Origin of the sequence: Anaeromyxobacter paludicola, from assembly GCF_023169965.1 — a bacterium.
Taxonomy (GTDB): Bacteria; Myxococcota; Myxococcia; order Myxococcales; family Anaeromyxobacteraceae; genus Anaeromyxobacter_B; species Anaeromyxobacter_B paludicola.
In genome coordinates this window covers 552,657-565,592 of sequence record NZ_AP025592.1, presented here as the reverse complement: position 1 = coordinate 565,592, position 12,936 = coordinate 552,657, and the positions used below count along the sequence as shown (strand labels likewise).

Genomic DNA, 12,936 nt, shown 5'->3' with positions numbered 1-12,936 from the left:
CTCGCCGATCCACCAGACATGGATGTCCGCCGCCAACGGGCCGCCCTTCTCGCGCGGGACGGGGCCGTCAGGCCTCCTTCCGCGCCTCCATCGCCGGCAGCCGGATGTGGATGCAGGTCCCCTTCCCCAGGTCGCTCTTCACCTCCACGTGCCCGTGGTGGCGCTGGACGATGCCGTACACCACCGAGAGCCCGAGGCCGGTGCCGCTCTCCTTGGTCGTGAAGAACGGGTCGAAGATCTTGGCCAGGTGCTCGGGCCGGATGCCGGGGCCGGTGTCGCAGAAGCTCACCTCCACCTGGTGCGCCTGCTCGAGCAGCTGCGTCCGGACCACGAGCTTGCCGCCCCGCGCCATCGCCTCGCAGGCGTTCATGGACACGTTCACGAACGCCTGCCGGAGCTGGCCGAAGTCGGCCTCCACCATCGGCACCGGCCCGAGCTCGACCGCGAGCTCCATGCCGGAGAGCATGAACTGGTGGCCGAGCAGCTGGACGCACTCCTCGACCGCCTTGTTCACGTCCACCTCCTTGAGCGCCAGCGGCCGCTCGCGCGCGAAGTCGAGGAGGTTGCGGACGATGGCGGAGCAGCGCTCGGTCTCGCGCTGCACCAGCGCCAGGTTCTTGATGCAGCTCCGGCGGGTGGCGTCGTTGGGCGGCCCCTGCTCGAGGGTGCGGATGAGGAGCTTCGAGAAGGTGAGGATGCCGGCGAGCGGGTTGTTGATCTCGTGGGCGATGGAGGCCGAGAGCCGCCCCAGCGAGGAGAGCTTCTCCGACTGGATGAGCTGCGCCTGGGCGCTCTTGAGGGCGGCGGTCCGCTCCTCCACCTCGTGCTCCAGGCTGCCCATGAGCCGGTGGAGATCGCCCTCGGCCCGGCGCAGCTCGCGCGTCATGTCGTTGAAGGAGGCGGCGAGCAGGCCGAGCTCCCCCCGCGAGTCGATCCGCAGCTCGACGTCGAGCTGGTCGGTCGCGACCTGCCGGGTGGCGTGCACCAGCGCCGCCACCGGCTGGACCACCTGGATCCGCGCGAAGAAGTAGAAGAAGACCGCCAGGCAGAGCACGATCACGCCGGTGAGCGCCAGGCTCCCGCGCCGGAAGGCCATCACCTGGGTGTCCACCTCGGCGAGCGACACGCCCACGTCGATGACGCCGAGGAGCTGCTGCCCCGGCGAGTGCGCGTGGCACGACTTCGACCAGCAGGAGGGCTCGTTGTAGATGGGCGACACCATGCCCATCACGCGGTGCTCGCCCGCCTGGTAGATGCGGGCGCGGGAGGCCTGCGGCACGCGCGCGATCGGCTGGCCCGCGGCGTGGCACGCGTAGCAGGCCTCCGCCTTCTTGTCGATCACCCGCCCGATCTCGCTCTCGTCGGAGGAGAAGGTGACGCCCCCCTCCTTGTTCATCATGCGGACCTTCTCGATCCCCTCCATCCGCCCGACCGCCTGCATGGCCTGGTAGACCTGCGGGCGCTGGTCGTCGAGCATCGACTGGCGGGTGGCGCTCTTGATGGTCTCGCTGAAGAGCGCGACCGACCGGGTCGCCGCGTCGAGCCGCTGCTTCTGGATCTCGAGCTCCACGTAGGCGAGCCCGGCGATGGCCGCGAGCGTGAGCCCCGCGGTGATGCCGAGGAGCTTGGTCGAGAGCCGGTGTCGCCAGGGGATGGCCGACCCGATGGCGTGAAGCTCGTGCCGCCCCGTCACCTCGACGTGCGGCTCCGGCGGCAGCCGGACTGGCTCCGGGCGTGGCTCGCCCGCTAGATCCTCTTGCGCCATGCGTCCCCCTGGAGGCATCAACGATCCCTCCACCCCGCCGTCGCACTGCGGCTGTTGAAGGTTTCCACGTTCCGGCGAGCCAGACCTTGCGCGAGATCAAGGCACGCTCCTTGCCCTTGACCCATTCAGACGTGATCGCCTTCGACAACCCCGCCCCATCCACACCCTCGGTCCGGGCGCTGCCCGCGCCGGCGGCAGCCGCCTGCCTGGGCGCCGAGCACCCCGAAGCGGTTGCCGCGATGGTTGGAGCGGGCACCGGCCGGATCGAGGCGGGGCTCTCCGACGGCGCGACCGCGCTGCTCGACGCGCACGCCGCGGCGCCGCTCCACCTGCTCGTCCCGCGGCGGCGCGGGGCCGCCGTCTGGGCCTTCACCTCCAGCCTCGGCGGCGGCCTCGTGGCCGGAGACCGGGTGCGGCTCTCGGTGGAGGTGGGGCCCGGCGCGACCCTCTTCCTCGGCACGCAGTCGGTCGCGAAGGTGTACCGCTCCCCCGGCCCGACGGCGGAGCAGGTGCTCGCCGCCGAGGCCGGCGACGGCGCCCTGCTCGCGTCCCTGCCCGACCCGCTCTGCTGCTTCGCCGGCGCCCGGCTCCGGCAGCGCCAGTCCTTCCGCCTCGCGCCCGGCGCGAGCCTGGTCGCGCTCGACGCGCTCGCCTCCGGCCGGGCCGCCCGCGGCGAGCGCTGGGCCTTCTCCCGCGTCGAGAGCCGGCTCGAGGTCTGGCGCGGCGGCGCCCTCGCGATCGCGGACGCGCTCCTGCTCGAGGACCTGCCGGGCGCGCCGCTGGCCGCGCGGATGGGGCGGCTCGACGCGGTCGCGTCCGCCGTCGCCCTCGGGCCGCGCGCCGCCCGCGCCGCCGCCGCCCTCGTCGCGGCCGCCCGCGCCGCCGATCCGGCGGACGGGCTCCTCGGGTCGGTCGCCGAGGTCCCGGGCGGCGTGGTGGCCCGGTTCGGGGCCGAGGACCGCGGCCGGCTCGCGGCGCTCCTCGCCCGCTGCCTCTCCCCGCTCGGCGCCGAGCTCGGCGGCGACCCGCTCCAGCGCAAGTGGTGACCCCAGGAGGATCCGAATGCACCTCAGTCCACGCGAGCTCGACAAGCTCCAGCTCCACCAGGCCGGCTTCCTGGCGCAGAAGCGGCTCGCCCGCGGCCTGCGCCTCAACCACCCCGAGGCGGTGGCGCTCCTCGCCACCCAGCTCCTCGAGCTGATTCGCGACGGCCGCTCGGTGCAGGAGCTGATGCAGCTCGGCCGCCGGATGCTCGGCCGGCGCCAGGTGCTCCCCGGCGTGGCCGAGCTCGTGCCGGAGGTGCAGGTGGAGGGGACCTTCGAGGACGGCACCAAGCTCGTCACCGTCCACCACCCCATCGCCGCCGAGCAGGGCGACCTCGCGCTGGCGCTCCACGGCAGCTTCCTGCCGGTCCCCGACCCGGCGGTCTTCGCCGCGCCGGCGGAGGAGGAGCCGGTGCCGGGCGAGCTGCTCCCCGCGCCGGGCGAGCTCACGCTCAACGCCGGCCGCGAGGCGATCACGCTCACCGTCACCAACCTCGCCGACCGCCCGATCCAGGTCGGGAGCCACTACCACTTCGTCGAGGCGAACCCGTACCTCCGCTTCGACCGGCGGCGCGCCTACGGCCGCCGGCTCGACGTCCCGGCCGGCATGGCGGTCCGGTTCGAGCCGGGCGAGACGAAGCGGGTGCCGCTGGTGGAGATCGCCGGCGCGCGCGTCATCCGCGGCGGCAACGGCCTCGCCGACGGACCGGTCTCGCCCGAGGGGCTCGAGGCCGCCATGGCGAAGGTGGCGGCGCTCGGCTTCGCGCACCAGGAGGAGGCGGAATGAGGACCCTCGACCGGCGGCACTACGCGGAGATCTACGGGCCGACCACCGGCGACCGGGTCCGGCTCGGCGACACCGCGCTCGTGGCCGAGGTGGAGCGCGACCTCACGAGCTACGGCGACGAGTGCAAGTTCGGCGGCGGCAAGGTGCTGCGCGACGGCATGGGCCAGGCGGCGGGCGTCCCCGACGACGAGGCCCTCGACCTCGTCATCACCAACGCGCTGATCCTCGACCACACCGGCGTCTACAAGGCCGACGTGGGCGTGAAGGGCGGCCGGATCGCCGGGATCGGCAAGGCCGGGAACCCCGACGTCATGGCGGGGGTCACGCCCGGCATGGTGGTCGGCGCCGGGACCGAGGCGCTCGCGGGCGAGGGGCTCATCCTCACGGCCGGCGGGATCGACAGCCACATCCACTTCATCTGCCCGCAGCAGGCGGAGGAGGCGATCGCGAGCGGCATCACCACCTTCGTCGGCGGCGGCACCGGCCCGGCGACCGGCACCAAGGCCACCACCTGCACCCCCGGCGCGCTCCAGACGGAGTGGATGCTGCAGGCCTGCGACGCCTTGCCGCTCAACGTGGCGCTGCTCGGCAAGGGCAACAGCTCCCGGCCCGAGGGGCTCGTGGAGCAGATCCTGGCCGGCGCGGCGGGCCTGAAGCTGCACGAGGACTGGGGCACGACGCCAGCCGCCATCGACGCCTGCCTGCGCGTCGCCGAGGACCACGACGTCCAGGTGGCGATCCACACCGACACCCTCAACGAGTCCTCCTGCGCCGAGCAGACCATCGCCGCCTTCGCCGGGCGCACCATCCACACCTTCCACAGCGAGGGGGCCGGCGGCGGCCACGCCCCGGACATCCTGCGGGTCTGCGGGGAGCCGAACGTGCTCCCCTCCTCCACCAACCCCACCCGGCCCTTCACCGTGAACACGCTCGAGGAGCACCTCGACATGCTCATGGTCTGCCACCACCTCGACCCGTCCATCCCGGAGGACGTGGCCTTCGCCGAGAGCCGCATCCGCGGCGAGACCATCGCCGCCGAGGACCTGCTCCACGACATGGGCGCGATCAGCATGATGTCCTCCGACTCGCAGGCGATGGGGCGGGTCGGCGAGGTGATCGCGCGGACCTGGCAGACCGCCGACAAGCTGCGGCGGCAGCGCGGGCGGCTCCCGGAGGAGCGCGGCGAGAACGACAACCTCCGCATCCGGCGCTACCTCGCGAAGTACACCATCAACCCGGCCGTCGCCCACGGCCTCTCGCACCTCGTCGGCTCGGTGGAGGTGGGGAAGCTCGCCGACCTCGTGCTCTGGAGCCCGGCCTTCTTCGGCGCCAAGCCCGAGCTGGTCCTGAAGGGCGGCTTCGTCTCCTGGTCGCAGATGGGCGACGCCAACGCGTCCATCCCCACCCCGCAGCCGGTCCGGATGCGCCCCATGTTCGGCGCGCTGGGCCGGGCGCGCGGCGCCACCTCGGTCGCCTTCGTCTCCCGCGCGGCCGCCGAGGCCGGGGTGGGCGCGCGGCTCGGCCTCGCGAAGCGGGTCGAGGCGGTGCGCGGCTGCCGGGGGCTCGGGAAGAAGGACATGCGGCTCAACGACGCCCTCCCCGCCCTCCGCGTGGACCCCGAGACCTACGAGGTGACCGCCGACGGCGTGTCGCTCACCTGCGCGCCGGCGGCCCGCGTCGCCCTGGCGCGCCGCTACTTCCTCTTCTGATGCGCGCCGCCGACCTCGCGCTCTGGCAGCTCGCCGACTCGGCCTTCCCGGCCGGCGGCTTCGCCCACTCCGGGGGGCTCGAGGCCGCCGCGCAGCTCGGGCTCGTGCGCGGGGCCGCGGGGCTCCGCGCCTTCGCGGTGGAGGCGCTCTGGCAGGCCGGCCACCTCACCCTCCCCTTCGTCCTGGCGGCCCAGGCGGACCCCGCCGCCCACGCCGCCCTCGACCGCCGGCTCGACGCCCAGCTCGTGGCCGCGGTCGCGAACCGGGCCAGCCGCGAGCAGGGGCAGGGGCTCTGGCGCGCCGCGGCCGCGGCCTTCGGCGGCGAGCCGGCGCGCCTCGCCGGGGAGGTGGCGCGCGACGGGCTCCCCGGCCACCTCCCGGTCGCCCTCGGCGCCGTCGCCGGCGCGCTCGGGCTCGAGCGCCTGCAGGCGGGCCGGCTGCACCTCTTCCTCGTCCTGCGCGGCGTGCTCTCGGCCGCGGTGCGGCTCGGCGCGGCGGGGCCGCTCGAGGCGCAGGGGCTCCAGGCCGCGCTCGCCCCGGCCCTCGAGGAGGCCCTCGCCGCCTGCGAGGCGCGCTCGCCCTCCGAGGCCGCCCTCACCTCACCCCTCCTCGAGCTCGCCCAGGCCCAGGCCGACCGGCTCTACTCGAGGCTCTTCCGGAGCTGAACATGCACCTGCACGCTGGCCACGATCACCCCGCCGCCCCCGGCACCTTCGGCGGCCGCGCCCCGCCGCTCCACCGCGACCTCTCCGCCCGCGCCTTCACGGTCGGCGTCGGCGGCCCGGTCGGGAGCGGCAAGACCGCCCTGGTCCTCGCCCTCTGCCGGCGGCTGCGCGACGCGCTCTCGCTCGCCGTGGTGACGAACGACATCTTCACCCGCGAGGACGCCGAGTTCCTCACCCGCAACGAGGCGCTGCCCCCGGAGCGGATCCGGGCGGTGGAGACCGGCGGCTGCCCGCACGCGGCCATCCGCGAGGACGTGACCGCGAACCTGCTCGCCCTCGAGGCGCTGACGCGGGAGCACCGGCCCGACCTGCTCTTCATCGAGTCGGGGGGCGACAACCTCGCCGCCCACTTCAGCCGGGAGCTGGCCGACTTCACCGTGTACGTCATCGACGTGGCGGGCGGGGACAAGGTGCCGCGCAAGGGCGGGCCGGGGATCACCCAGTCCGACCTCCTCGTCGTCAACAAGACCGACCTCGCGCCCGCCGTCGGCGCGGACCTCGGCGTCATGGACCGCGACGCCCGCCGCATGCGCGGCGAGGGGCCGTTCGTCTTCGCCCAGGTGACCCGCGGGCCGGGGGTGGAGGAGATCGCGGCGGCGGTGCTGCACGCCTGGCAGCACGCGCTCGGGCGGGCGCACTGAGGGCCCGGAGAGCGCTCCCTCACGGCCGCCGCGGCGCCGCCCCCTTGCGCCCCGGCGGCTCGCTGGTAAGGTCCGGCGCGTGAAGACCGATCCCCGCGCCGTCCTGCTCATCCAGTGCCCCGACCGGCCCGGCCTCGTGGCCGCCATCTCCAGCTTCCTGTTCGCCCACGGGGCCAACATCACCGACCTCGACCAGCACTCGACCGACGCCGAGCCCGGCGCCTACTTCATGCGGCTCGAGCTGCAGACGGGCGGGCTCGACGTGACCCTGGACCGGCTGCGCGAGCTGTTCGAGCTCCAGGTGGCGCGCCCGTACGCGATGCAGTGGCGGCTCGACCTCTGCTCGGAGCGCAAGAAGGTGGCGGTGCTGGTGTCCCGGCACGACCACGCGCTGCTCGAGCTGCTCTGGCAGTTCCAGCGCGGCGACCTCGCGGCCGACCTGTCCCTCGTGATCTCGAACCACCCCGACCTCCGGGCGGCGGTGGAGGGCTTCGGCGTGCGCTTCGAGCACGTGCCGAACGATCGGAGCCAGCGGCCCCAGGCCGAGGCCCGCATGCTCGAGCTCCTCGCCGACGCCGACGTGGTGGTGCTCGCCCGCTACATGCAGATCGTCTCCGAGGACTTCGCGGCGCGGTTCCAGAACCGGCTCATCAACATCCACCACTCCTTCCTCCCCGCCTTCGTCGGCGCCGACCCGTACCGGCAGGCCTTCGAGCGCGGGGTGAAGATCGTCGGCGCGACGGCCCACTACGTGACCGCGGAGCTCGACGCCGGGCCCATCATCGAGCAGGACGTGGCGCGGGTCTCCCACCGGCACGCGGTGGAGGACCTGAAGGCCCTCGGGCGCGACCTGGAGCGGCGGGTGCTGGCGCGCGCCGTCCGCTGGCACTGCGAGGACCGGGTCATCGTCCACGGCAACAAGACCGTGGTCTTCGCGTAGTCGGCCTCCGCGCCTTCGCGCGCGGCCGGCCCGGGTGGGCGATTTCCCCCACGTTCGCGGGACCCTTGCAGGGGCAAACCTCCTCCCAGATGGGCTAAGATGCCCGCCTGGAGGCCCGCCCCGCATGCCCTTTCTCCCCCGCTGCCCTGCCCGGGTACCGCCGGCCGTCGCGTTGCTGGCGACCGCCCTCCTCTCCGCCTGCGATCCCGGCAGCGGCACCGTGCCGCCGGCGGCCAGCGGCGCGCTCCAGGTGACGGTGGCGCTCACCGGGGAGGCCGACCAGTCGGGGGTGCAGCTCTCGCTCACCGGTCCGACCACGGCCGCCGCCACCACCGACGCGGCGGGGCAGCGCCAGTTCTCCGGGCTCCTCCCCGGAACCTACCTCGTGGTCGCCAGCGCGCCGTGGACGGTCGAGCGGAGCGTCTCGGCGACCGCGACCGTCGTCGCCGGCCAGACCGCCCAGGCGCCCGCGCTCACCCTCTCCCCGATCGGCGACGTCACCGGGCAGGTCACGCTGCAGGGCGCCGCGAGCTCGAGCGGCGTGCTGGTCACGATCCCCGGCACCCAGCTCGCCGCCACCACGGCCGCCGACGGGACCTACCGCATCTCCGGCGCCAGCCCCGGGCCGCGGACGCTCCTCGCCGCCGCCTCCGGCTACGCCAGCGCCACCGCGGCGGTGACCGTCGCGTACGGCCGGACCGTGGGCGCGCCCGCGATGTCGCTCTCGCCCGACACCTCCCTCCCCCCCGTCCTCGACGTCGCCAGGCTCCAGATCGTCCGCAAGCCGATGGGGCAGGACGACGCCGTCGCGGGGGCGGCCGGGGCGCTCCCCGGCATGGCCTCCTCGAACCTCCTCGAGCGCCCGGCCAAGGTCAACCTGCGCAGCGCCGCCGGCGCGCTGCTCGCCACCGCGGTCCCGGCCGCCGACGGGTCCTTCCCCGAGACGGCGATCCCGGCCAGCGACGGCTCCGCCGGGAACGCGGCGCCGCGAGAGGTCTTCGCCTCGGCGGTGAGCCAGGCGGGCGTCGAGAGCGCCCCGGTGAGCATCCCGGCGGGCCGCGATCTCGACGGCCCCGTGGGCGACGGCGCGCGGCTCGGCTTCGCCCGGCGCGACCTGCTCTCCTTCGACGGCGTCGCCGGGCACGCCGGCGCGTTCGTCGACGCGAGCGCGCTCACCGCGATCCGCCTCTACCTGCCGGACGGCACGCTCCTCGGCGCGACGCCGGCCGCCGCGGACGGCGGCTTCGCCGAGGTGCCGCTCGGCCCGCCCTTCCTCCCGGCCGGCGCGATCACCCCCGCCCGCCTGCTGGCGGCGGGCGTGGACAAGTGCGGCAACGAGGGGGCGCGGGTCGAGGTGCAGGTGGGGCGCGACACCGCCGGCCCGGCCGGCGACGGTGCGCAGGTCTCGATCCACCGGCGCGCGCTCGGCCTGCAGGACGGCGTGAGCGGCGGCGCGGCCGCGTTCGCCGCCGGCTGCTTCGTGGCGACCGTGGACGTGGCGACCTCGCCCGCCCTCCCCCCCGGCGCCGATCTCGTCGCCCAGGGGAGCGCGGCGGCGGCCGACGGCAGCTTCCTCGAGATCCCGGTCGGCACCCTGAGCGCGAGCTACCCCCGGCTCTGGGTGAGCGCGACCGACAAGTGCGGCCTCTCCTCGAGCGCCGCCGTCGAGGCGCTCAACGCCGACGTGACCCCGCCCGTGATCGATCCGACGCTCGTGGTCTACGCGCTCCAGCCCGGCGGCGCGACCGCGGTGCACGGCCTCTCCGGCGCGGTCGTGGACCCGACCTTCCTGGCGGTCCGCGAGGTGGACCTCCTCCACCCCGGCACCGGCGCGCCGCTCGCCGCCCCCTTCCCCGCCGCCGCCGACGGCAGCTTCGCGGACCAGGCGGTGGGCCCGGTCCCGGGCGACCGGGTGCGGGTGGTGGCCACCGACAAGGCCGGCAACACCGCCGCGGCCGCGCTGTCGCGCCGGGTGAGCGCGCTGCTCACGGTGGCGGGGCGCGACCGCCACGCGCCGCTCACGCCGCTCTCGGGCGCGCTCTACGCCTTCAGCGCCCCCTTCGACCCCCGGCAGGCCGGCCCGGGCGACGCGCTCCTCCTCGGGGACGAGGTCTCGGCCGCCGACGCGGCGGCCGCGGCGCTGCGGGACGGGGTCGTGATCCCCACGCCCGCGGCGGTGCCCGGCGCCGTCCTCGGCGGCGGCTGGAGCCTCCTCTCCGGCGGGGCGCGCGCCCACGTCGCCGGCGCCCTCGACTCGCTCCGCGGCCGGCTGGTGGTCTTCGGCGGCTGGGACGGGGCGCAGGTGCTCGACGAGACGCTGGAGCTCGACCCGCTCTCCGGGACCTGGACCGCGGCGGCGCCGTCGGGCGGGGTGAAGCCGCCGCCGCGCTCCAACGCCGCCATGGTGGACCTCGGGACCGGCAGCGTGCTGCTCTTCGGCGGCCTCGACGGCGCCGGCGCGCCGCTCGGCGACACCTGGTCCTGGGACGGCGCCGCCTGGACCGAGCTCGCGCTCGCGGGGGCGCCCCCGGCCCGCTTCGACGCCTCGCTCGCCCTCGACGTGATGCGGCAGGCGGTGGTGCTCTTCGGCGGCACCGGCGCCGCCGGGGCGCTCGGCGACACCTGGTCCTACGATCTCGCCGGCGGCTGGTCGGAGGTCCCCGTGGCGCCCGCGCCGCCGGCCCGCTCCGGGGCCGCCATGGCCTACGTGCAGACGGTCCAGCGCTGCGTGCTCTTCGGCGGCCTGGGCGCCGCCGGCGACCGGCTCGGCGACTCGTGGCAGTTCGACGGCGCGGGCTGGACGCAGCAGCCGGTCCCGCCCACCCTGACCGCGCGCAGCGGCGCCGCGATGACCTACGACGCCAACGCGGGGGTGGCCGTGCTGCAGGGCGGGCAGCCCTCCAGCGTGGGGCTCGAGACCTGGCGGTTCGACGGCTCGCGCTGGACGCAGGGGCCGGACCTCCCCGCCGGCCCCCGCTCTTCCCACGTGCTCGCCTGGTACCCCGGGACCCTCGGCGCCGACGTGCCCCGGGTGCTCCTCGCCGGCGACGCGCTCCCCGACCAGCTCGCGGTCTGGAGCTACGCCTCGAACGCCTGGTCCGGCTATCCCACCGCGCCCGCGGTCCCGGCGGCGCGCGCCCGGGCCCCCTTCGTCTTCGACGGGACCCAGCGGGCCCTCTTCGCGCACGGCAACGGCACCGATCCGAGCCCCGCCGCCAGCGACGCCTGGACCTTCGACGCGTCCGGCTGGCACCAGGGCACGGCGGACGTGCCGGTCCTCGCGGCCGGGGCCATGGCCTTCGACGCCGCCCGCGGCGTGACGGTGCTCCACGGCTGCACCGCCGACGCGAGCCCGACCTGCGCCACCTGGGAGCTCGACGGGACCTCCTTCCAGCAGCGCGCCCCGGCCCACCTGCCGAGCGCCCGCGGCGGGCACGCCCTCGCCTGGGACGCGGCGCGCGGGGTGACGGTGCTCTTCGGCGGCGTGGACGCGAGCGGCGCGCTGCTCGCCGAGACCTGGACCTGGGACGGGAACGACTGGACCGAGCTCCAGCCGGCGAGCCCGCCCCCGGCCCGGGCGTACGGCGGCCTCGCCTTCGACGGCCGCCGCGGCGTGACGGTGCTCTTCGGCGGGCTCGGGGGCGGCGCCCAGCCGCTCCAGGACACCTGGGAGCTGGGCGCCGGCGGCTGGACCTCGCGGGCGCCCGCCGGGAGCCCGCCGGCCTCCGGCTCGCCCGCGCTCGCCTACGACCCCCTCGCCAGCCGCACCGTGCTCGTGGACGACGACGGCGCGGCCTGGGAGTGGGACGGCGCGAGCTGGACGCGCCCGGCCCTGCCGGCCGGCGGGCTCCGCTCGCCGGGCCCGCGCACCGCCGCGGCCCTGGCCTGGAGCCCCGCCGCCGGCGCGCTCGCGCTCCTCGGCGGCTCGGCCTCGACCTTGCCGGGCGACCTGCCGCTCAACCTCGACCTCGGCGATCTCTGGCAGCTCGATCGCCGGACGCCGTCCGCCACCACCGCCGCCCAGGTCGCCCTCTTCGCCGTGGACGCGCAGGCGACGCTCACCGGCGCCTCGGCGAGCTACGCCGGCGCCGGCCGCGGCGACCTCACCGCCGGCGGGCTGGCGAGCGGCGCCGCGACCTACGGGGTGGACCTCCTGGCCTGGGACTGGATCGCCGGGACCTGGGTCGCGCTCGGGACCACCTCCGGCACCGAGGCGGCGCCGGGGGCGATCGACGCGCCCCTGCCGTCGCTGTCCGGCAACTTCGTCCAGCAGGGGCGGATCGCGCTCCTGGCGGTGCCGAGCCAGCCCTCCTCGCCGCCCGGAGGCGCCGGGATCCCGAGCGATCTCTGGACGGACTGGATCGGCCTGCAGGTGGACTACCTGCTGCCCTGATCGATCCGGCGCCGGCCCGGGGCTCCCCGGGCCGGCGGGGCGTCAGCGAGCGATCAGGTAGGAGTTGTGGATGGTCGGCACGACCATCGCGACGACGTACACGGTCACGATGGCGAAGCCGAGGGCGACGAAGTTGAGCCAGGCCAGGCGCCGCCCCGACCAGCCGTGGAGCGAGCCCAGGTGCAGGATCATGCCGAGGACGAGCCAGGTGACGAGCGAGCTCGTCTCGATGGGATCCCAGCCCCAGTAGCGGCCCCAGGACTGGTGCGCCCAGAGCGCGCCGGCCGCGATCATCACCCCGAGCAGGAAGAAGGCCACGAGCAGGAGCTGGTGCGCGTAGCGCCCGAGCCGCGCCGCGGCCTCCCTGCGGGCGGGCGCGGCCGACGGGCGCGTGCGGAGGAGGTACGCGGCGGCGCAGCCGGCGGACAGCATCATGCTCATGCCGAACAGCTTGGCGAAGCCGATGTGCAGCGCGAGCCAGTACGACTTGAAGATGATCGGGACCTCGGCCTTCACCCCGAAGGTCATGACGGCCCAGCCCATGGCCAGGAAGGCGACGGGAGCGACGAAGGCGCCGAGCGGGCGCAGGCCTCGCGCCAAGGCGCTCGCGCCGAGCCAGGCCGCGACCAGCACCAGCACGTTGCTCGAGATCACCTCGTACCGGGTGCTGTACGGCCCGTGGCCGACCTCCGCCCAGCGGAGGGCCAGGGAGACCGCGTGCGGCAGCAGACCCACCGCCACCACGACCCTCGCCGCCAGACCGGTCCGGACGCCCCGCAGGGCGACCGAGAGGAAGAACAGGACGGAGGCGACAGCGTAGCAGGTGACGGCTGCCCAGAAGGTAAGGCTCTGCATGGGCCCTGCATAGACCGCCACGGGCGCGAGCCGCAAGTCTGGCTCCCGTGAGGCAGAGCCGGTCCCCGTGACCCGGGG

At 75.7% G+C, this 12,936-nt stretch carries 9 protein-coding genes; 7 read left to right on the top strand and 2 right to left on the bottom strand.

What is annotated here, in order from left to right:
* Positions 1-67: 67 nt before the first annotated feature.
* Positions 68-1,765: a sensor histidine kinase gene (locus tag AMPC_RS02515; RefSeq protein WP_248344066.1), complete on the bottom strand. Its 1,698-nt coding sequence runs from the start codon at positions 1,763-1,765 to the stop codon at positions 68-70.
* A gap of 116 nt (positions 1,766-1,881) precedes the next feature.
* Between AMPC_RS02515 and AMPC_RS02510 the strand changes: the two genes are divergently transcribed.
* From AMPC_RS02510 to AMPC_RS02480, 7 genes are all read left to right on the top strand, one after another.
* Positions 1,882-2,811: an urease accessory protein UreD gene (locus AMPC_RS02510; protein WP_248344065.1), complete on the top strand. Its 930-nt coding sequence runs from the start codon at positions 1,882-1,884 to the stop codon at positions 2,809-2,811.
* A 16-nt stretch (positions 2,812-2,827) separates the two neighbouring features.
* Positions 2,828-3,595 (top strand): urease subunit beta, encoded by a 768-nt coding sequence (locus tag AMPC_RS02505; RefSeq protein WP_248344064.1) that lies wholly within the window; start codon positions 2,828-2,830, stop codon positions 3,593-3,595.
* A complete protein-coding gene (ureC, locus tag AMPC_RS02500) occupies positions 3,592-5,304 on the top strand; it encodes an urease subunit alpha (protein ID WP_248344058.1) in 1,713 nt (570 codons plus the stop codon). Before AMPC_RS02505 ends, ureC begins: the two co-directional genes overlap by 4 nt.
* The gene (locus tag AMPC_RS02495) at positions 5,304-5,969 is read left to right on the top strand and encodes an urease accessory protein UreF (RefSeq protein WP_248344057.1); all 666 of its coding nucleotides are present in this window, start codon (positions 5,304-5,306) and stop codon (positions 5,967-5,969) included. Before ureC ends, AMPC_RS02495 begins: the two co-directional genes overlap by 1 nt.
* Positions 5,970-5,971: 2 nt before the next feature.
* The gene (ureG, locus tag AMPC_RS02490) at positions 5,972-6,670 is read left to right on the top strand and encodes an urease accessory protein UreG (RefSeq protein ID WP_248344056.1); all 699 of its coding nucleotides are present in this window, start codon (positions 5,972-5,974) and stop codon (positions 6,668-6,670) included.
* Between the two features lie 79 nt (positions 6,671-6,749).
* Positions 6,750-7,610 (top strand): formyltetrahydrofolate deformylase, encoded by an 861-nt coding sequence (gene purU / locus AMPC_RS02485; RefSeq protein ID WP_248344055.1) that lies wholly within the window; start codon positions 6,750-6,752, stop codon positions 7,608-7,610.
* A 172-nt stretch (positions 7,611-7,782) separates the two neighbouring features.
* Positions 7,783-12,003 carry a Kelch repeat-containing protein gene (locus AMPC_RS02480; RefSeq protein ID WP_248344054.1) on the top strand — a complete coding sequence of 1,407 codons (4,221 nt, stop codon included), beginning with the start codon at positions 7,783-7,785 and terminating at the stop codon, positions 12,001-12,003.
* A gap of 42 nt (positions 12,004-12,045) precedes the next feature.
* On the opposite strand, the gene AMPC_RS02475 is transcribed toward AMPC_RS02480, so the two are convergent.
* Entirely contained in the window at positions 12,046-12,858 is an 813-nt protein-coding gene (locus AMPC_RS02475; RefSeq protein ID WP_248344053.1) for a cytochrome c biogenesis protein, read from the bottom strand.
* Positions 12,859-12,936: the final 78 nt, after the last annotated feature.